This is a genomic window from Candidatus Eisenbacteria bacterium (assembly GCA_013140805.1).
Taxonomy (GTDB): Bacteria; Eisenbacteria; RBG-16-71-46; order RBG-16-71-46; family RBG-16-71-46; genus JABFRW01.
In genome coordinates this window covers 1-20,950 of record JABFRW010000103.1, presented here as the reverse complement: position 1 = coordinate 20,950, position 20,950 = coordinate 1, and the positions used below count along the sequence as shown (strand labels likewise).

Below are 20,950 nucleotides of genomic sequence, written 5' to 3'. Positions count from 1 at the left end.
GGTGTGACCTGACTGCTCGACTAGCGGTAGATCGACTTGATCGATCCCCACGTCGCACGACGCGTGGGAGTGGCAACGCACTGCAGCGCACCGTCGAGAGTCCAGAAGCCGCTCGAGTTGGTTCCGAACGTATCCAGCACCAGGTAGTAGGTGCCGGCGGTCGGGAACACGTAGCTCAGCACTTCCGGGGCTCCGCCCAGCGTGGCGTCGGCGCCTGCGACGCACGTGGTCGTCGGGTTGTTGCAGTCCGTGATGATGTAGATCGAGCCGTCGCCGCTCGACGTGTACGTCACGTTGAGCTGATCGGCCTGGCCCGCGTCGATGCGGTACACCACGTCACGGCCGAGGGCCGTGAAGCCGGTGCAGCCGCCGGTGCCGCTCGCGAGCGGGGTGTAGTTGTTGGTGTAGCACTGCGTACCGCCCGACAGCGACAGGTTGCCACACGGCAACGGCGTCGCTCCGGCGCACACATCATTCGCCGGAGGGGTCGACGGGCAGCACACCAGGAACGCGCGATAGCCGCCGGTTTCGGAGCCGAACGCCGCGATCCCGACGTAGTACGTGCCGGTGTACGGCGCCACGAAACCGGCGATCAGCGAATAGAGACCCGGGCCCGCGTCGTCGTCACTCGCAAGCACCCCGCCTGCGTTGTTGAACAGTCGAATGCGCGTATCACCCACCTGACCGGTGGTGCCGTTCGCTTCGGTGCCGACCGTGATGAGATCACCGGCGTTGGCCGTGAACGTCACGTAGTCGGTATCGGGCGGGGCTGCGCCGACCGCGATGGTGGCCGGCGCGAGGATGTTTCCGCACCCCAGGAACTGAGCGGTCGCCAGCGAGTTGTTCGGCTCGGTCTCGGCCACGTTCGCGAGGAACGAGGGCGCAGCGGACCAGGCCTTTGCATCGGTCTCGATCACCACGTTGGCCGGATTCGCGAACGCGATTGCCGACCAGGTGAGCGCGACCAGACAGATTGCGACGCTTGAGTACCAGCGCTTCATGCTAGCCTCCGTGTCGTCGTCTCGGCTGCAAGGAAGGTCGAGGCGGCAGGGGGATGAGGGGATCTCGACGGGATGGGCGCGGCGCCGCGTCCTTGCACGCGGATGAACCAAGGTAAGTCCGCAACTCGTCACAAACAAGTTGAAAACACGAGGGAAACGTCGATGTATCCGAATCGGGCCAGCCTCCGAGTTTCGTTCACCGCGGCATGGGTCGTACTGAGTCTGGTGATTGGCACCCCCGAGCCATCGAACAGTCAGCCAGTCGTCGGTTTCATCGAAGATTTCGCGGCCGGCACCGGAGCGCACGGCTGGTCCGGCGGCATCCCGTCGTTCGGCAATCCGAACACCGGAGGGGTGCTTGGTGCGGCGGACGGATTCCTGCGTGGCGCGACTGTTTCACCCGCCAACTGGGGGCTGCGGTGTCGCGGGTGCACGCCGTACACCGGCGACTGGAACTCGGCGGGCATCACCCAGCTGATCGTGTGGCTCAACGATGTCGGCGTCGACGAGCCGTTCGAGATGCACGTCACGGTCGGCAACGACACGACGCTCTGGCAGTACGACATCGGCTTCGTACCGCCCTCGGGCCACTGGGCGCCGTTCGTGGTCGACCTCACCGACACCGCGAACTTCACGCAGATCAACGGACTCTCCGGAACGCTCGCGACGACACTGAGCGATGTCTCGATCGTCCTGATCCGCCACGACCTGGCGCCGTTTCCTCAGGTTCCGAATCCGCCCGATCCGATCCAGGGCGATGCCGGCATCGACCAGATCCTGCTGACCGACGGCATCGTGGGGGTGGCGCCACGTGGGACGCGGGCCCCCGCGGGCCCCTTGAGGCTGCTCGCCCCGTATCCGAACCCGGCCTCCGGACCCGTCGCCTTCGGCCTCGAGATTCTCGACGCCGGCCCGGTGACGCTCGACATCGTCGACGTGTTCGGGCGTCGTCTGCGACGTGTCGAACTGACGGCGCAGGTCGCGGGGCCTCGCACCTGGCTGTGGGACGGGCGCGACGAGTCCGGCCGTCGGGTACCTGCGGGCCGCTACCGCGTGGTGGCGCGCAGCGCGTCGGGTGGCGAGAGCCGCTCGTTCACACGCCTCCACTAGTGGTCGTGCGCCGACTCGCCACGCTGCTGGTTGCCGCAACGATTCTGCCGCTGGTGCTGTCGCTGGCCCCGCGCAGCGGAGGCCCGTTGCCGCGGATGCTGTTCGTCATTCGAAACGCCGACTCGACCTCGGACATCATTCCGGGCGTTGGACCGCTCGGGCGACTCTCGAGTGCACCCGCGGTGCTGATGGTGCGCGAAGCGAATGGACTCGTGCGCCCGTTCCTTCGGAACTCCAATCGCTTCTTCCTCGCGGTCAGCGATCCGGCGGTTTCCTACGACGCCCGGTGGGTGGCGTTCGCGGCGATCGCGCCGCCCGACTCGTGCTGGCGAATCTACCGTTGCAGTGCGGCGGGAGACTCGGTGGTTCGCCTCACCGACGACTCGCCCGATGCCGATCCCGGCCAACGCTATGGCCGCGATGCCGCGATACGTTACGCGCGCTTCGACGACTTCGATCCGTGTTGGATGCCCGATGGGCGCATCGTATTCGCGAGCACGCGATTCCCGATGCGCGCACCACGCGGCGAGCGGGTCTCCAACCTGTGGACGATGCACGCCGACGGGAGCGAGCGGCTGCGCATCACCAGCGAGCGCAATGGCGCCGAGGAGCCGTCGATCGACCCCACCTCGTCGCGCATCGTTTACGCCCGCTGGTGGTTCAATCCCTATCGGGCGAGCGACGTCGTGGCGCGCAATGCCTCGCACGGATTCGACGGCGCGCTCCCGGCCGACTCGGTCGACCTGTGGCATGCGATCTCGAGCGAGCGCGATGGCGACCTGGCGCGACTTCAGGGCGGCGATGCGCGCCATCGCTCCGGGCAGTGGGCGTATCAGCCCGTGGTGCTGTCCGACACCACGCTGGTCGGCGTGATCTCGGAAGCGGCGGGGCTCGCGAGCCCGGGCCGACTCGGATTGCAGAGTTTCGATCGCGGCATCGCGCCGGCCCGTCCGCTCGCGGGGTACGGCGCGCCGATCGGCCACTCGGCGTGTTCGCCGGTCGGGCTGCCCGACGGCCGAATCGTGTTCTCCATGGATGCCGACGGCACCGGCGACTGGGGCCTCTATATAGTGGAAGCGAACGGTCGCGGACTGTCCCGCGTCTTCGACCGGCCCGGTTCACTCGAGCTCGATGCCGCCGTGCTCGCTCCGCGCCGACTGCCGCCGCGGTCGATCTATCCCGAGTACAACCCGCACGCGCCCGAGCCGCTTCCACCGATTTCGCTCGCGCAGATTCTCGCCAGCGAACACACGGTGCGTTTCGACTGCCTGAACGTCTTCGCCAATGCGCCGATCGATGCCGCGATTCCCGATGCGCCCAAACTCCAGCAGGGCCTGCGCATTCGCTTCTTCACGACGATCGTGAATGCCGACGGCAGTGGCCAAGACTCGCTGGTGGTGGTCGACGAGCAGCGCGTCAACCCGCAGGGCGGCGTGTTCGTGGATCGCGCTCCCGCCGATCAGCCGATGTTCGAGCAACTGATCGATGCGCACGGCCACGTGGTGCGCAGCACCGCCGGCCCGGCGCACGTCGCGGGCTTCAACGCCGCGCGGCCGGGAGGCGGCACCAAATGCGTGGGCTGCCACGTCGGCCACAGCCAAATCTTCGTCGAGACGAGCCGCGGTCGCGGGCAGTTCACCAATGTTTCCACCTCGGCGACCGTCACCGCGTCCTCTCAGGCGGTGGGGACCCTCGGGCCCATGGCACTCATCGACCGCAAGACCCGCGGCGCGTGGGGGGAAGTGGCATGGGTGGCCGGGGATCCGGGCCCCCAGTGGGTTCGGCTCGCGTGGCAAGTTCCCATTGAATCGAAGGGGATCAGACTCTATCGTCTGGAGCGCCGCGACCGTGCACCGGCGACCTCCCAGCGGGGCCGCCTCGAGCTGACGCTCTATTCCGCCGGTGCGGTGGTTCGACACCAGAGCTTTGACCGGGAATGGCGGTCGAACGACGGGTGGCTGGGCTTCCCGCTCACCCGCATCGATGCCATGGAGTTGCGCTATTTCCCGGCCCTCAATCGCGGTCGCGATCCGGCTCCCCTTGCCCTTGCCGAGATCGAGACCATCGCTCGCATCGCCTGGGAGTAAGCCGATCATGCGACGTATCGCCCCCCTGCTCGTGTGCCTTCTCGCGCTGCTCGCGGCGACTTCGACCGTCTCGCAGGCGGTCGGCTTCCATGCCGTTCACTCCAAAGACGGCACCCATGTGTGGGCGGTCGGCGATTCGGGCGCGATTTTCCGCTCCTATGACTCGGGCATCACCTACGTGAAAAACAATCTCGGCACCGCACCGCTGCGTGGAGTCGCGCACCGTCAGCTGGTGCCGCTGATCGTCGGCGACGGCGGCGTGGTGTGGCGCAGCACCAACAACGGCGGCACCTTCGCATCGCAGGTCGCCTCGGCATCCGATCTCAACGCGGTCTCGATGCCGACCGACCTGGTCGCGATCGCGGTCGGCGACGCCGGAACCATTCTGCGCAGCACCGACGCGGGTGCGAGCTGGAACGCACAGGTGAGCGGGAGCGGCGCGAATCTGTTCGGCGTCGCGTTCACGAATGCCGACGACGGCTGGGCGGTGGGTGCCTCCGGCACGCTGCTGCGCACCACCAACGGTGGCGCCAGCTGGAACCCGGTGGCACTCGGCTCGACCGCCGAACTGCTGAGCGTCGCGCAGCACGGCTCGCGCGTGTGGGCGGTTGGCCGCGGCGCGACCGCGTTCAAGAGCACCGACTCGGGAGCCAACTGGAACGCGGTCAACCTGCGCACCGACGCGCGGCCGGACGTGCGCGCGGTGGCACTCGACGCCACGCGCGTGATCCTCGGCGGCGGCGGCGGCTTCGTGCGCTCGAGCGTCGACGACGGCACGACCTGGACCTTTCCGATCCACTCGCTGCACGGCCAGGTCTCGGGCATCGGGATCGCGGGCGGCAAGACCTTCGCGGCATCGAACGTCTACAACGTGGTGTTGCGCGACAGCTCGGCGACGAACTGGGTGATGCAGCGTGGCGGCGGTGTGACTCGCACCTGGCTGAAGATGCACAACTTGAGCAATGGCTTCCGCGGCCTCACCATGGATTACAACTATCTCAATCCGAACATCATCTATGTGATGTCGCTGAACTCGGTGCGCTACTCGCCGAATCGGGGCGAGACTTGGAGCACCATCGCGACCACCACGCTCTCCAGTGATCCGAATGCGTTCATCGTGTCCGATCGCGACACCAACACCTTCATCGCCGCCGTCTCGCTGGATGCCGGCGGGCGCGGCGTGATCCGCTCGACCGACCGCGGTGCCACCTGGTCGACCACGCACGCGCACGAGTTCGGCACCTACGGCATTCCGCTCGAGCAGCACCCCGACCGGCCCGACACGCTGATCTTCGGCGGTGACGACGACGTGCTGCAGATCTCGACCGATCGCGGTGCGACCTGGAGCGACTACGGCACGCAGGTGTTCAGAAGCCCGTGCGACATCATCGTGCTTCCGGATTCGAACGACGTGTGGCAGGTCGGAGACGGCATCACCGGATCGGGCATCGGCGAGCTGTTCCGCTCCACCAACAACGGCCTCAACTTCTCGCTGCGTCAGAACGCGAACGGCAGCGAAGTGCCGGGCATGTCGACCTCGCGCCTCCGGAAGGAACGCACCTACGCAAGCACCTGGTCAGCCGCCGGCGCACGCGCCACCAGCGACGGTGGCAATACCTGGCCGACCATCTCGGCGCTCGCGGGCTACGGCTCCTCATGGGGCACCGATGTCGCCAAGGACGATCCGAACGTTGTGGTCATCGGTCAGTACAGCGGGGGTTCTTCGCGCTTCTCGCTCGATGGTGGCATTAGCTACCAGAGCATCCCGCTGAACGGTACCAACTACTCGTTTCTGATGGTGGATCGTGCCACCATTTTTGCTCAGCAGTCGGATTCACTCTTCAAGATGCGCTTCAACTACAACTACACGCCGGCGACGACGCAGTCGCTCACGGTCGCGTCACCGAACGGCGGCGAGTCTTTGGCGCGCGGCGCGGTGGTGGCGATCAACTGGAACTCGACCAACATCGGGCTCGCACGCGTCGAGTGGCGAGAGAACAACGCGTCGTCGTGGCAGTTGATCAGCGAAGTGCCCGGCTATCTCGGCACCTTTGCCTGGACCGTCCCCGACGTGCCGACCACGCAGGCGCAGGTGCGGGTACTCGACGCATGGGACAGCGCGCCGCAGGACGAATCGAACGCCACCTTCACGATCCTGGCACCTCGCATGGTGGTGACGCCCGGCAACCTGTCGTTCGGTTCGCACGCGGCCGGTAACACCGCACTGCTGCCGGTCACGGTTCAGAGCACCGGAACCGTTGCGCTCATCGTGACCTCGGTCTCGACCGGGACCGCCGCGTTCACGGAAGGCCGCATCTCTCTGACGATCGCGCCGGCCGCCAGCGATTCGATCGGCGTGACGTTCCGTCCGACCGCCGGTCAGGGCTATGTCGACAGTCTCACGATCGTGAGCGACGCCGGCACCGTGAAGGTGCCGCTCGACGGCACCGGAACCGCGTCGGGTGCGCTGACGGTGCTCGCGCCGGGGGCCGCTCAGACGTGGAAGTACGGCACGACGCACCCGATCACCTGGCTCGCGAGCGGCATCACACAGGTCGGGATCGACTACCGCACCGCGCCCAACCTGCCGTGGGAGCTGATCGCCGACAACATCGACGCGACGCTCGGCACCTTCGACTGGGTGATCCCCAATGCGCAGACCACCACCGGCGCTGTGCGAGTGCGCGACATGGGTGGCTCGATCACCGACGTGAGCGAGGACGATCTGGCGATCACGGTGCCGGGATTCAACGGCCTGCCGACGCCGCTCGACCTGGGCGCAGTCGAGATCAACACTGCGGCGAGCGGAGCATTCTTGATCGCGAACCCCGGCACCGCGTTCCTCGGGGTGCTGGGTGTAGCGAGCGACAACCCGCGCTTCGTTCCACACCGCACCACGTTCGCGGTCACCGAGGGCGACGACGACACGCTCGGCGTGACCTACAACGCACCAGGTGCCGCCGGAGCGGACAGCGCCACGATCACGGTCACGACCGATGATCCGGCCGGCTCGCACACGCTCAAGGTGCTCGCACAGGCGCAGGCGCTGGTGGCGGTCGGGGATCCGAACCCGGTCGCATTCGCGCTGCGGCCGAATCTGCCGAATCCGTTCTCGCGCAGCACTTCGATCCGCTACGCGCTGCCGACCCGTGCATCGGTGCGACTCGAGGTGTTCGACCTGCAAGGTCACCGCATCGCGACGCTCGTCGATACCCAGCAGGAGGCCGGCGAGTACGCGGTCTCGTTCGGCCCCGGCGCTGCCAATCGCGGCAGTTCGATGGGACGGATCGCGGCCGGTGTCTACTTCTACCGCCTCACGGCCGGCACCTTCCGCGACACCCGGCGGATGCTGGTTCTGCCCTAGCCGGGCGCACCCGGGGCTCGAGGGTCAAGCCTTCGAGCCTCGGGGCCGATCACTCCCTGAAACTGGCTCCACCCATGCACCCGCCGATCTCGGCGGGTGCGCCAGTCGCTCCGCGGGGGAGTTTCGATCGTGCGCTTCGATGCCCAGGGAACGGTGCTGCTCGTCTCGACCGACGAGACCCTCATGCAGACCATGGAGCAGCTCGGCTCCGAGAGCCTGCGCCTGACCGTCCGCTCGGTGCGCAACTGGGAGCGGGCACTCGAGGTGCTGTCTCGGGTGCGCGTCGACCTGATCGTTCTGCACGTGCACGTGGGCGAGAGCCTGACCGAGGGACTTCTCGACGAGCTGCGGCATCATCGGCGTCTCGCCGTGATCCCGGTGCTCGCGTTGCTCGAGTCCGCGACCAGCGAGCAGGTCGCCGATGCGATCGATGCCGGAGCCGCCGACTGCATGGCCTATCCGGGCTCGCATTCCGAACTGGCCGCGCGCCTGCGGGCACTCGCGCGCGTGGCGGGCCGCCATCGGCGCAAGCTGACCGAACGTCACTACAACCTGTCCGGTGATCTCACCGCACTCGGCTTCACCGATCTGATCGGGCTGCTCGAGCTCGGGCGTGCGAGCGGACGGCTGCGACTGCTCACGTCCGATGGCGAGGGTCGCGTGCTGTTCGGCGAAGGCCGCGTGATCCATGCCGAGTTCGGAAACCTGGTGGGCGAGGAAGCGTTCTTCGAGTTGATGCACCTCGAGAAGGCGCAGTACGAGTTCCGTCCGGGAGACCCGGCGGCCGAGCACGAACTCGAAGCCACGATCGACTCGACGACAGCGAGCCTGGTGCTGCGTGCCGCGACCCGCTTCGATGAGGAGCAGGGCGAGGCGCGCGCGTTCCTGCCCGCGCCGCTGACCGCGGTGCCGGATCGCAGCAACGGGGAGGGCGCCTCCTGGGAACCCGACGTGAGCTGGGCCGCGCGCGGGGAAGCGCTGCTCGAGCACACCAAGCCGCTTGGCGAGCTGCAGCTGCTTTCGCGCGCCGCGTATCAAGCCTGGAGTGTCGAGCGTCGCATCACGCAGCGGATCCAGATCTGGCTCGTCACCGACCTTCACTGCGGGGTGCAGGCGCTGAGTGCCGTCGCCACCCCGCTCGCCGATGAGCAGGTGTGTCACGCGTTGCACGATCCCCCCGAAGCGCTGGTGTGGTCGCTGCGCATGGACGCCGAGACGCGCCTCGAGGTGATCCTGATCGATCAGGATCGGCCGCGTACGCTGATCGACGAACTCAATCGCCGCCCGGTCGCGATGATCGTTGCGCCGACCCACGGGGATTTTCAGACGCTCGATCTCGACGCCCGCTCGGGACTCATCGAGTTGCTCACGCGCTGGTCTCCGCGCGGGTGCGTGTCGATCGGAAACGTCATGATCGAGCGCCACGTCAAGGAACTGGCGACGCTTGCGAACCGTCCGCTTCCGCAACGTGGCATCCTGGGCACGCTCTGGAACCTCGAAGTGGACCTGCGATTCGCGATCGCCGAATCGTTGCGACTGTGGGCGAGCAGCACGCCGGTCGCGGTCGAGCCCGCCGCCGAATCGGACGCCGAAGGGCCGGGCGAAGTCGCGGCTTAACGCACGCGGCCGACGCGACACTCCCGACGCGTCGGCCGCTGCGAGTCAGCGAACTACGGGCACAGGACTTCGGGTGATCCCGGCGTCCCGCACGACCGTGTGGCTCTGCTTCCGGTCGCGCCTCCGAGATCCTCGCACTCGTCACTTCCCGGTGAGCTCGGGCTCGGAATGTTGGCGAACTGCGTGGCGCTCGTGAAATTGCATTCGGTGATGGCCGACGATGACCAGCGCACATCGTACTCGGCGACGGTCGCGTTCGTGCACGCGTCGCCTGGCGCTGTCCATGAGACGACGGCCGTGGTCTTTCCGGTCCCGATCGTGATCGTGACTGTCGGCGGCTGCACCTTGTCCTGGGCGAATGCGGCGCCTGCGCACAGCGTGAGTGCCGCGATGACGAGAACTGCCTTCATGGGGGGTCTCCTTTCGACTCCGAACAACCGGGTGGGAAGGGAGTGTGCGAACCCCGATCGAGGTTCGCTCGCGCTGTGCATCGAAGATTCGCGCGTGTCCTCGACGCTCGCGCAATTCGCCAATTAGGCCTTCGAGCCACGGCGCGCAAGAGTCAAATTGGCCGGTGCAATTGTTCCGGAACATTGGTCCGCTGCAGATCGCGATCCGACCGCAATTCGGAGCATTGTTCCTGTTCGCCGGCGCGAATCACTTCTTCCCGAGCGGGGCGGTGCGCATCGAAGTGAACTGAACGGGGCGAGCGGGCCGCACCGCGTGGTGCGGCCCGCTTCGCTTCGATCGGGCGCGGACTATCGATACAGCGACTTGACCGCTCCCCACGTGGAGCGTTGTGCGGCCGTCGGTCCGCTGGCGGGGCACAATCCCGGGCTGTTCGGTCCACCCTGCCAGGTCACGACGTTGCGGACTTCGGGCGACTGAATCAGCACCGAAGGGCCGACGACTCGAAACACTTCCATCGACCTCAGGTAGATGCAGGCGGGAATCTCGCAACCCTCGCATGCATTCGGGTTCTGGCTGGAGATCCGAAGCCGCCAGGCGCTGTACAGCGTTCCCCCCGTGAGCGCGACCGCCGTGTCGCGAACGATGTCGTGCCGGATCTGAAAGGCGTTCGGTTGCGCGGGTGAGTCGGGCTCCACGAGGTGCGCTGCGAGTTGATTGGCCCCCGAGTAAGGATTGGCGCAGCCGGCCAGCGCCGTGACGGGCGGGACCGTGAGGGCCTCTTCGCGGCAGCCGGCGCTCTGGAATGCCCACCAGTTCGGGACGCTCGCTCCGTCGAATCGAATCGACAGGGTAGTGCTCACACCGACGAAGCCGGTCAGATTGCGGTTGAGTCGAAATGACCCGACCAGTTCGTAGACTGCGGCCGGGGCGCTGCAGTCGACGAACTGATTCGAATTCGCAGAGGTGAGACCGCAGTCGTTCCAGCCGAGGTTCATCAGCCCCGTGACACCGAGCTGGGCGTCTGAGGGAGGAGCAGCCGCGGCGAGCAGCGACAGGCTCACCAGCAGGGCCGCGAGACGCGGAAGGAAACAGTGTTCTTGCGACAACGTCACCGAGTAGCGGGGGAGTTCGCGTGGACTCATGTGGCCTCCGTCGCCCGGCACGAGGGACGTTGGACCGAGTGCCCTCGACGGTCAAGGATTATTCAAGTTCGCCCCGTCGCCGCGGCCTCCACCTTGTTCGGTTTCGCGGCCCGGTGCTACCTTCCACCGCCCCCGAGGCGGCATGGCCAAGTGGTAAGGCGAGGGACTGCAAATCCCTTATTCCCCGGTTCGAATCCGGGTGCCGCCTCCAATCTTTTTCGCGGGCGATTCACCCCAAGCTTCTCCTCAAGGCCCCTCGGACGGCCGCCGATATCTCCCGGGACAGCCCGGCATGCGCACAGGGACGTTTCGCGCGCTGCCACGGACCGGTCTCGAACCCTTCCGAGGAGTCATGGACGATCGCAAGTCGCAGGATGCGTCTGCCGCTCAGCGCACTCACGCTGCCGCCGCGGCAGCTGCGCGCCCCGCCAGTTCGCCGAGTGGCTCAACGTTCGATCCCCGCGACATCGTTCCCGAGCCGCTGTTCTGCTGCGACTCGGACGGCCGCCTGGTCTGGATGAATTCGGCCGCCGAGCAGCTCGCCGGACACCCTTCGCACGAACTGTTGGGGCAGACCTTCCCGATCCTGTTTCCATTCCCGGATCGCAAGCGCATCAGTCGTCACATCGCGCGTCAGCACCTGAAGGGCAAGAACGAGTTCTACTGCGAAGCGCCGTTCGTGACCGGCGAAGGCCGCGTGCACTGGGTCGGCCTCAAGGTCAAGAAGGTGCTGTCGGGCAGCGGCAAGGCCGGCTACGTCGCCTCCGCGCACGATCTGCAGGACGTCCACGAGGAACTCGAGCGCCTGAAGATGCGCGAGCGCGAATTGCGCGCCAGCGTCGAAGAGACCAAGAGCGCCTCCCAGCTGAAGAGCGATTTCCTGGCCAGTATGAGCCACGAGATCCGCAATCCGATGAACGGCGTGATCGGCATGAGCCGGACGCTGCTCGAATCGACGCTGAACGAAGAGCAGCGCATGTGGACGAACGTCATCCTGGGTTCGGGTGAGGCGCTGCTGCAGCTGGTCAACGACATCCTCGACTTCTCGCGCATCGAGGCCGGCAAGATCGATCTCGAAACCCTCGACTTCGACCTGCGCGTGGCGGTCGACCAGTGCAGCTCGCTGCTGGCGCCGCGGGCCGCGGCCCAGGGGCTCGCGTTCACGGCCGAGGTCAAGCCGCGCGTGCCGTCACGCCTGACCGGCGATCCGGGGCGCCTCCGCCAGGTGGTGCTGAACCTCGCGGGTGCCGCGATCAAGTTCACCGAACGCGGCGCCGTGGACGTGGTGGTCGACCTCGCCGAGGAGACCGCACACCAGGTGGTGCTGCGCGTCTCGGTACGTCAGAACAGCGCGGAACTCACGGCCGAGAACATCGACCGCCTGTTCCGCGTGTTCGGTAGCGGCGACCCGGCCGCCATGAAGCAGTACGGCGGCAGCGGACTCGGCCTCACGATCGCGCGACAGCTCGTCTCGCTGATGGGCGGCGAAGTCGGAGTGGTGGAAGAGCCGGGGCGCGGTGCCACGTTGTGGTTCATGCTCCCGCTCAAGAAGCAGCCCGACGAAGTGGCGCCGGAACCGCGCGCCGAAGCGGATCTGCGTGGCGTGCGCGTGCTGGTCGCGGATGCGGCGGTCGCGGCGCGCGAGGAGATGAAACTGATGCTCACCGCCTGGGGCTGCGAGGCTGAGGAAGCCGGCGACGGTCTGCAGGCACTCGAGCGTCTGCGTTCGGCGGCCTCGGATGGCAAGCCGGTTCAGGTCGCGCTGATCGACATGGACCTGCCGATTCTCGACCCCGAGTCGTTCTCCGCCGCGATGCGATCGGAGCCGGGCCTCAATCGCACCCGACTCATGCTGCTCACCAATCTCGGCCGCCGCGGCGACGCCGCCCGCGCCGAGGACTGGGGCTATCTCGCTTACCTGCTCAAGCCGGTGCAGTCGTCTCAGATGCACGAAGCACTGGTCCAGATCGTGAGCCGCGGCGACTCGTTCGGTCCGCCGCCGGGCGCCAAGGTCAGCACCTCGCCACGCATCATCACGCGTCACGTGATCGCAGAGCAGCAGCGGCAAAGGGTGCGAGTGCTGCTGGTCGAGGACAACCCGGTCAATCAGCTGGTCGCGGTCGCGAGCCTGCGCCGCATGGGCTACTCGCCGGACGTGGTCTCGAGCGGTGAAGCCGCTCTCGACGCGGTCGCGCGCGCGCCGTACGACATCATCTTCATGGACGTGAATCTCGGCGAGCTCGACGGTCTCGAGACCACGCGCCGCATTCGTGAGAACGAAGCCGACACGCGTCACACGCCGATCGTCGCGATGACCGCCCACGACCGCTCCGAGGAACGACGCGCGTGCCTCGACGCCGGCATGGACGACTACCTGGCCAAGCCGATCAATCTGGAAGACATGTGCGAGCGGGTGGACCGCTGGGTCAGGCGCGATGCCGCCGGCGCCGTGCGGGCGAGTGGCGCGCATGACGCGAACGACGCGGCGATCGCCGGCTCGGCGATGGGAATGTTCTTCGAGGCACCGGCCGAGGCGAGCGCTGCGGCGCATGTGGCGCGCCAGGTCGAACCCCTCGAGGTTCCGCCGACGACGATCGAGGCATCGAGTGTCGAGCCGCTGCCGTTCGGCGACCCGGGAGTTGCTTCGGCCTGGGACACGCCGGCGGTGCCGTCCGAGCCCGTGGTCGAGCACTGGGAAGTCGAGGAGGAGCCGGATTCCAATCCGAACTGGGCGCGGCCCGAGGTCGAGTCGCCGGCATTCGAGCCTGCGTCGCTCGAGTCTTCCATCGAATCGACCACATTCGAAGCGCCGGCGCTCGGTCTGGTGCCGCCGCTCGAGCTTCGCGCGTCCGACGACTTCGCCTCGAATCGCTCCACCGGCGAACCCGGGGCGAGTGCAGAGGCCGAGGCTGTCGACGACTCGCTTCCGGACCTCGCCGCCAGCTCGGACGACGCTTCCTTCCGCCCGGTGGACTGGGATGCGGCCAAGGAGTCGGGCATGCACGAGACTCCGGTGCTCGACACCAAACGTCTCGAGGCCTCGAGCATGGGGAACCCCGAGCTCAAGGCTCTGCTCGTCAAGGCGTTCACCGCCCAGACGCGACCGCGCTTCGAGAAGCTCACTGTGGCCGCGACGCAAAACGATGCCGATGGTGTCGCGTTCGAAGCCCACGCGTTGCGCGGCATGTGCGCGACGGTCGGCGCTGCGCGCTGTGCGCAGGTGTTCGAAACCATCGAGCGCCTCGGTCGCGAGGGCCGACTCGAACCGATCTCCTATCTGCTCCAGCGCGCCGAGATCGAAGTGGCGCGCATGGAAGCGATGTTCCGCGACGGGTTCGCCGCCGCCGCCTGACCCCGCACGGTGTGCTAACGTGCGTGGCCCCGATGCGCCACCTCTCGCCACGGCTGTGGATGCTCGCGATCGCGCACTTTACGATCGACGCCTATTCGAGCTTCTTCTCGCCGCTCCTGCCACTGCTGGTCCACAAGCTCGACCTCAATCTGGGCCTGGTCGGCGGGCTGGTGGCGATCGCCTCGCTCGCTTCGTCCTTCTCGCAGCCGCTGTTCGGCTGGCTCTCGGATCGAGTGAGGCGTCCGTGGTTCCTCGCGCTCGGGCCGCCGGTCGCCGCACTGTTCATGAGCGGGATCGGGCTCGCGCCGACCTACTGGGCGCTGGTGGGACTGCTGGTGCTGGCGGGATTCGGCGTGGCCGCGTTCCATCCGCAGGCAGCGGTGCTGGCGGGGGAGTCGTCGCCGCGTCGCGGGCTCGCGATGTCGGTGTTCGTGACCGGCGGAACGCTCGGCTTCTCGATCGGCCCGCTGATCGCGGTCACGCTGGTCTCCCGCTTCGGTCTCGAGCGTACGTGGATCGCGATCGGTCCCGGCCTCGTGATGGGCGTGCTGCTGACGGTGTGGGCGCTGAAACTGCCGCCGCACGCAATCGCGCGCCGTGAGCGCCCCGACGTGCGCGAGTTGAGGCCGCACCTGCGCCCGCTCACGCTGCTCTACTTCGCGACCGTGTGCCGTTCGGCGGTGTCGTATGGCTTCATGACCTTTCTGCCGCTCTATCTCACCGGGCGTGGCGCGTCGCTCGAACACGCGGGGCGCCTGGTCTCGCTCTATCTGGTGCTGGGTGCCAGCGGCGGGCTGCTCGGCGGCTGGCTGTCGGATCGTTGGGGTGGTCGGCGCGTGGTGACCTCCTCGTTCCTGCTCGCCGCACCGCTCTACATGGCATTCCTGGCGGTGCCGCTTCCCTACGGACTGGTTCCGCTCGTGGTGGGGAGCTTCGTGCTGCAGGCCTCGCTGCCGGTCAACGTGGTGCTGGGCCAGCAGCTCTCGCCACGACACTCCTCGGCGATCTCGAGCCTGCTGATGGGTGCGGCGTGGGGCGTGGGGGCACTGCTGATCGGGCCGATCGGCGTGCTCGCCGATCACTACGGACTGCGCGCCGGACTTCTCGCGCTCAGCGTGCTGCTGGTGGTCGGCTGGCTGCTCGCGAACGCGTTGCCGCGGCTCGCACCGCCCGCAACGGTTCGCGCCTCATCCGGTCCAGCGACCGCCTCGTAGTCGGGGTGTCGCAGGAAAGCTCGGCGGTCCCCGGGTGGCGGGCGTGCGCAGGCTCTTCCCGCCCCTGCGACATGACCCCTTGCGCCCCACGGCGCCCCTGGAGGATCTCTCATGTCGTTCCACCGACTCCGCACCGCAATCGCGGTGCTCGCGGGACTCGCGCTGTGCGCGCCGGTCGCCGCGCTCGCATCGAGTCACAGTGAAGCACCGGGCACCACCAAGGATCGCTCGGCCGACGATACCGATCTCTACGCATTCGTCGCGCGTGACGCGAACGACGCCGTCACGATCGTCGGCAACTGGTATCCGTTGATCGAGCCGAACAGCGGTCCGAACTTCGCGGCGTTCGATGACGGCGCGCGCTACTACCTGAACGTCGACAATGTCGGCGACGCGCAGGCGCACGTGCGCTTCGAGTTCACTTTCAACACCACGCGTCGCAATCCCAATACCTTCCTGTACAACACCGGCGTGGTGACCTCACTGGGCGACGCGGATCTCAACGTGGTGCAGACCTACACGCTCACGCGCTGGGACAACGGCGCCCCGACGGTTCTGGTCCAGGACGCGCAGGTGGCGCCCTACTACGTCGGACCGGTCTCGATGCCGCGCTACAACGATCTCGCGGCTTCGTCGATCCGCAATCTGCCGGGTGGCGGCAAGGTCTTCGTGGGCCCGCGCGACGATCCGTTCTTCGTGGATCTGGGCGCGATCTTCGACCTGCTCACGATCCGCAAGCTGCCGGGTGACCGCGGCCGCGGCGTCGACGGCGTCAGCAACTACAACGTGCTCTCGATCGTTCTGCAGCTTCCGAAGTCGGCGCTCACGAAGGACCGTCAGGCACCGAGTGCCGCGCTCAACAATCACATCCTCGGCTTCTACAACTCGGCCGAGCGTGCGGCGACTCGCACGTTGAATGGGGACGGTACGCTGTCGCTGAGCGGCCCCGGCGTGCAGGTCTCGCGACTCGGCATGCCGCTCGTGAACGAAGTGGTGATTCCGCTCAAGGACAAGGATCGATTCAATGCGTCGTCACCGGCGCAGGATGGTCAGTTCCTGAGCTACGTGCTGAGCCCCGAGCCCGCGGGCCTGTTGACCGCGCTCTACGGCATCAAGGTGCCGCCGGCGCCGCGCAACGACCTGGTGGCGATCTTCCTGACCGGCCTCCCGGGCCTCAATCAGCCCGCCGGCGGCACGCCGTGCGAAATGCTGCGGTTGAACCTCACCACTCCGCCCGCCATGAAGCCCAATCGCTTCGGCGTGCTGGGTGGAGACGTCGCCGGTTTCCCGAACGGCCGTCGACTCGGCGATGACATCGTCGACATCGAGCTGCGGGCACTGGCGGGGGCAACGCCGTTCACGCCGGACTTCAACATCGATCCGAACCAGAGACTCGGCGACGGAATCGATTGCAACGATCGTCCGTTCTCGCCGAGCTTCCCGTACCTCGCCCCTCCGTTCAGCCCGCTGACCCGTCGCGGTCATGCGATTCAGATCGGACGGCGCAACGGTCACGCGCTGATCGTCTCCGCTTCCGCCGACGAATCCGCTTCGGGCACCGAGTCGATGTCGAGCGACGCGACGCTCGAGCTGGAACTGGGCGACGGCGAAACCGGCGAGGTCTCGGCCACTTCGAGTGACGCCACCACGCTGCGCGAGCCCGGAGTGTCGAACGACGCGCGCAATGGAATCCAGTTCGCCGTGCCGCGCGACGGCCGCGTTCAGGTGCGGGTGTTCGACGTGCAGGGCCGTGTGGTGCGCACGCTGGTCGATCAGCAGGCTGCCGCTGGCCCGTTCATGGCGCGCTGGGACGGCGCTCGCGACGACGGTGCCGTGGCCGCGCGCGGCGTCTACTTCGTGCGCATGATCGGCGACGGCGGGGTGCAGGACAGTCGCAAGGTGATCCTGCGGTGACCTGGCGCGGGCCCGGCGCCGCCGCCGGGCCCGCCGTCAGCGGGGGCCGGGATGCCGAAACCGCCCCGGAATCTGCGCCCCATCGCCCCACCGCGAGCTCTGTGCTTGAATGACGCCGAGTCGGCGCGAGATCGGCCCCGTTCGGCCCTTCCGCCGCAGGGTTTTCTGCCGATCCTAGTCGCGGGGAGGTGCTCCGAATGGATATCGGATTCGTGGGTCTGGGTCGCATGGGTCTCAACATGACGCGACGCCTGCTGCTCGGCGGGCATCGCGTGGTGGCATTCGATCGCTCGGAGAGCGCAGTGGCGGAAGCGGTCGGCGCGGGAGCGGTCGCGGCGACCTCGCTCGCGGATCTGATTGCGAGGCTCGGCAGTTCGCGCGTGGTGTGGATGATGATTCCCTCCGGCAAGCCGGTCGACGACACGCTCGACGCGTTGTTGCCGCTGCTCGCGGCCGGCGATCTCGTCGTCGACGGCGGCAATTCCAACTTCAAGGACTCGAAGCGCCGCTACGCGAGCTCGAAGGAGCGCGGCGTCGCATTCGTGGATTGCGGAACTTCGGGCGGGATCTGGGGACTCAAGGTCGGCTACTGCATGATGCTCGGCGGTGATCCCGAGGCACTGAAGCGGCTCTCACCCGCGCTCGACACGCTCGCGCCGCCCCAGGGGTGGCTGCACGTCGGAGCGCCGGGCTCGGGGCACTACACGAAGATGATTCACAACGGCATCGAGTACGGCATGATGCAGGCGTATGCCGAGGGCTTCGAGATCTTGCAGGCGAGCGAATACAAGCCCGACCTCGAGAAGGTCTCGCATCTGTGGAATCAGGGCAGCGTGGTGCGCTCGTGGTTGCTCGAACTCGCGGTGCTCGCGTTTCGCAAGGATCCGGCGCTCGAGCAGATCCGCGGCTACGTCGAGGATTCGGGCGAAGGTCGCTGGACCGTGATGGAGGCGATCGACCTCAACGTGCCGGCCGAACTGCTCACGCTCTCGTTGCTCAATCGGTTCCGGTCGCGACAGAGCGACTCGTTCCGCGATCGGGTGCTCGCCGCGCTCCGCGCCGAGTTCGGCGGCCATGCCGTGAAGGCCAAGTGAGATGACGACCCAGATCGAGGTGACCGCGGCTCAGGCGGTCGCGGCACTCAAGCCGAACCCCGCGCCACCGTGCGCGGTGGTGGTGTTCGGCGCGACCGGCGACCTCACGCGTCGGAAGCTCCTGCCGGCGCTCTACAATCTTCAGGTCTCGGGTGCGCTGCCGGAGCACTTCGTGACGCTCGGCGTTGCGCGCCGACCGCTCACCGACGAGCAGTTCCGCACCGACATGCGCGCGGCGTGCGACGAATTCTCTCGCCGCAAGCCGGACGCGGCGACGTGGGAGGGTTTCGCCGGGCGAATCGACTATGTGGCGGCCGACTTCTCGGATCCCGCCGGCTTCGAGCGCCTCTCGATGCGTCTGCAGCAGCTCGACTTCCAGCACGGCCTCGAAGGCAATCGCCTGTTCTACCTGGCGACGCCACCGAGCGAGTTCGAAGTCATCCTGCGCGGCCTGCGCTCACACGGCCTGCTGCTGCCGCCGGGCGGGGAGGGTCCGTGGTCGCGCGTCATCATCGAGAAGCCGTTCGGCCGCGATCTCGCCTCGGCGCGCGCGCTCAACACGCTGGTGAGCGAAGTGCTCGACGAGTCGCAGACGTTTCGAATCGATCACTACCTCGGCAAGGAGACGGTCCAGAACATCCTCGTGATGCGCTTCGCGAACAGCATCTTCGAGCCGCTCTGGAATCGGAAGTACGTCGCCGCCGTCGAGATCAGCGCGCTCGAGACCGTCGGTGTCGGGACCCGAGGGGCCTTCTACGATCAATACGGCGTCATGCGCGACGTGGTGCAGAATCACCTGCTCGAACTGGTGGCGCTCACGGCCATGGAGCCGCCGACTTCGGGTTCGGCGGACGACGTGCGCTCCGAGAAGCTCAAGGTGCTGAACGCGCTGCGCGATGGCTGGGACGACACGGTGAGTCGCGACGTGGTGCTCGGCCAGTACGACGGTTACCGTGCCGAAAAGGACGTGGCGCCCGATTCGTTCACGCCGACCTATGCCGCGCTGCGACTGTTCGTCGACAACTGGCGGTGGCAGGGCGTGCCGTTCTATCTGCGGGCGGGAAAGAAGCTGGCGAAGCGCGCGACCGAGATCTCGGTGCACCTGCAGCCGATTCCATTGAGCCTGTTCGGACGACACGACGTGTGCGAGAGCGTGCCGCCGAACGTGCTCACGATCCGCGTTCAGCCCGACGAGGGCGTGCAGCTCCAGTTCGCTTCGAAGATTCCGGGCGAGGATACGCGGGTGGGACGCGTGCTGATGGACATGCGCTATCAGGAGGCGTTCGGCGGCGAGCCGCCGGAGGCCTACGAGCGGCTGCTGCTCGATGCGATGCGCGGCGACGCCACGCTGTTTTCGCGCCGCGACTGGGTCGAGACCTCGTGGTCGTGGATCGATCCGCTGCTGCAGTACTTCGACCGCCATCCTCCCACCGACTTTCCGAACTACGCGCCCGCTTCGTGGGGCCCGAAGCGTGCCGACGAGTGGATCGCGCGCGATCGCCGCGCCTGGAGATGCGATTGACCGTCGGCGGACCACGCGTGCACCGCTGCGAGAGTGCGGCCGACGCCGGGCGAGAAGTCGCGCATCGGTTGCTGCACCACTTCGAGGACTCGATCGAGCAGGGTGCGCGGATTCGGCTCGGCGTGTGCGGCGGGCGCTCGATCGTGCCGGTGCTGCAGGCGCTCGTGGTCGGGGCGGATCGGGAGCAGTGGCGCTGGAGGCAGTGGGATCTGTTCCTGACCGACGAGCGCGCGGTTCCGCGCGGCGATGCCGAACGCAATGACGCATTGATCGAGCGCGAGTTCGTGGTGCCGCTCGGCGCCTCGCCGGTGGTGCTGCATCGCATGGCGGCCGAGGCGTCCGATCTCGAAGCGGCCGCGCTCGACTACGATCGTCAACTCGCCGCGCCGTTGCACGCCGTGATCCTGGGACTCGGCGAAGACGGCCACGTCGCCTCGCTGTTTCCGGGCTCGCCCTGGCTGCGCGAGAGCGAGCGCCGCGTGGGCGTGGTGCTCGACAGTCCCAAGCCTCCCGCGCGGCGGCTGACCCTCACCTCGCGCGCGATCACCGAGACGCCGTTGCGGCTGGTGCTCGGCTTCGGGGCTGCCAAGGCGGCGGCGGTCCGGCGCTCGCTCGCGATCCACGGCGACGTGCTCGAAACGCCCGCGCGCATCGCTCGGGACGGCGTGTGGTTCGTCGACGCGGCGTCCGCCGGCGGCTAGACGAGCGAAGAGCCCGACGGTGGGCCGGGCTCAATCGATTCGCGCGACGGTGCGGGGCGTGAAGGCCGCGCCGCGAACGGGCTACTTCTTCTTGGGCGGACGACCGAGGCGCTTGCCGGGTGGACGGCCGCGACGCTTGCCGCCGAACAGGCTCGCGACGTAGCTCTCGACCTCCAAACGAACGATGCCCTGGACCATCTCGCGCACCCGCGCCTGCACGGTGCTTCGAACCTGCGCTCCGATCGAGCCCAGATCGAGCCCACCGCTGGCGCGCGCCGGAGCGGCGGTCGCTGCCCGGCGTCCGCGGCGCTTGCGACCGACGCCGTACTTCTTGCGCCACGAGTAGTACGTGACCGGCGTGACGCCGAACTGCTTCTTCACCGCTTCGGCAGTGAGACCGCCGCTGGCGGCCGCCTCGAGA

14 protein-coding genes and 1 tRNA gene are annotated in these 20,950 nt (G+C 67.6%); 11 read left to right on the top strand and 4 right to left on the bottom strand.

What is annotated here, in order from left to right; all coding sequences use genetic code 11:
- Nucleotides 1-20 precede the first annotated feature (20 nt).
- The gene (locus tag HOP12_08795; protein ID NOT34250.1) at nt 21-1,001 is read right to left on the bottom strand and encodes a hypothetical protein; all 981 of its coding nucleotides are present in this window, start codon (nt 999-1,001) and stop codon (nt 21-23) included.
- A gap of 162 nt (nt 1,002-1,163) precedes the next feature.
- On the opposite strand from HOP12_08795, the gene HOP12_08790 reads away from it, so the two are divergent.
- The 4 genes from HOP12_08790 to HOP12_08775 all read left to right on the top strand — a co-directional run bounded on the left by HOP12_08790 (nt 1,164) and on the right by HOP12_08775 (nt 9,179).
- The gene (locus tag HOP12_08790) at nt 1,164-2,111 is read left to right on the top strand and encodes a hypothetical protein (GenBank protein ID NOT34249.1); all 948 of its coding nucleotides are present in this window, start codon (nt 1,164-1,166) and stop codon (nt 2,109-2,111) included.
- Nucleotides 2,112-2,116: 5 nt separating this feature from the next.
- Nucleotides 2,117-4,198 carry a hypothetical protein gene (locus HOP12_08785; protein ID NOT34248.1) on the top strand — a complete coding sequence of 694 codons (2,082 nt, stop codon included), beginning with the start codon at nt 2,117-2,119 and terminating at the stop codon, nt 4,196-4,198.
- Nucleotides 4,199-4,205: 7 nt separating this feature from the next.
- Nucleotides 4,206-7,562, top strand: a complete 3,357-nt coding sequence (locus tag HOP12_08780; GenBank protein NOT34247.1) for a choice-of-anchor D domain-containing protein — start codon at nt 4,206-4,208, stop codon at nt 7,560-7,562.
- A gap of 129 nt (nt 7,563-7,691) precedes the next feature.
- The gene (locus HOP12_08775) at nt 7,692-9,179 is read left to right on the top strand and encodes a DUF4388 domain-containing protein (GenBank protein ID NOT34246.1); all 1,488 of its coding nucleotides are present in this window, start codon (nt 7,692-7,694) and stop codon (nt 9,177-9,179) included.
- Nucleotides 9,180-9,232: 53 nt separating this feature from the next.
- Here HOP12_08775 and HOP12_08770 read toward each other — a convergent pair whose 3' ends face one another.
- Nucleotides 9,233-9,589: a hypothetical protein gene (locus tag HOP12_08770; protein NOT34245.1), complete on the bottom strand. Its 357-nt coding sequence runs from the start codon at nt 9,587-9,589 to the stop codon at nt 9,233-9,235.
- A gap of 348 nt (nt 9,590-9,937) precedes the next feature.
- Complete coding sequence (locus tag HOP12_08765) at nt 9,938-10,732, bottom strand: hypothetical protein (GenBank protein ID NOT34244.1); 795 nt, start codon at nt 10,730-10,732, stop codon at nt 9,938-9,940.
- A 136-nt stretch (nt 10,733-10,868) separates the two neighbouring features.
- Here HOP12_08765 and HOP12_08760 point away from each other — a divergent pair.
- The 7 genes from HOP12_08760 to pgl all read left to right on the top strand — a co-directional run bounded on the left by HOP12_08760 (nt 10,869) and on the right by pgl (nt 20,529).
- A tRNA-Cys gene (locus HOP12_08760) sits at nt 10,869-10,943 on the top strand.
- Between the two features lie 141 nt (nt 10,944-11,084).
- On the top strand, nt 11,085-14,084 hold the full coding sequence (locus HOP12_08755) for a response regulator (protein NOT34243.1): 3,000 nt from the start codon (nt 11,085-11,087) through the stop codon (nt 14,082-14,084).
- Nucleotides 14,085-14,116: 32 nt separating this feature from the next.
- The gene (locus tag HOP12_08750; protein NOT34242.1) at nt 14,117-15,298 is read left to right on the top strand and encodes an MFS transporter; all 1,182 of its coding nucleotides are present in this window, start codon (nt 14,117-14,119) and stop codon (nt 15,296-15,298) included.
- A 111-nt stretch (nt 15,299-15,409) separates the two neighbouring features.
- Nucleotides 15,410-17,212, top strand: a complete 1,803-nt coding sequence (locus HOP12_08745; GenBank protein NOT34241.1) for a DUF4331 family protein — start codon at nt 15,410-15,412, stop codon at nt 17,210-17,212.
- 197 nt (nt 17,213-17,409) lie between these two features.
- On the top strand, nt 17,410-18,306 hold the full coding sequence (gene gnd / locus HOP12_08740; protein ID NOT34240.1) for a decarboxylating 6-phosphogluconate dehydrogenase: 897 nt from the start codon (nt 17,410-17,412) through the stop codon (nt 18,304-18,306).
- A gap of 1 nt (nt 18,307) precedes the next feature.
- Nucleotides 18,308-19,828 (top strand): glucose-6-phosphate dehydrogenase, encoded by a 1,521-nt coding sequence (gene zwf / locus HOP12_08735; GenBank protein ID NOT34239.1) that lies wholly within the window; start codon nt 18,308-18,310, stop codon nt 19,826-19,828.
- Nucleotides 19,825-20,529 carry a 6-phosphogluconolactonase gene (pgl, locus tag HOP12_08730; GenBank protein ID NOT34238.1) on the top strand — a complete coding sequence of 235 codons (705 nt, stop codon included), beginning with the start codon at nt 19,825-19,827 and terminating at the stop codon, nt 20,527-20,529. Before zwf ends, pgl begins: the two co-directional genes overlap by 4 nt.
- 81 nt (nt 20,530-20,610) lie before the next feature.
- Here pgl and HOP12_08725 read toward each other — a convergent pair.
- On the bottom strand, nt 20,611-20,950 hold a 340-nt coding region (locus HOP12_08725), incomplete at its 5' end, for a hypothetical protein (protein NOT34237.1).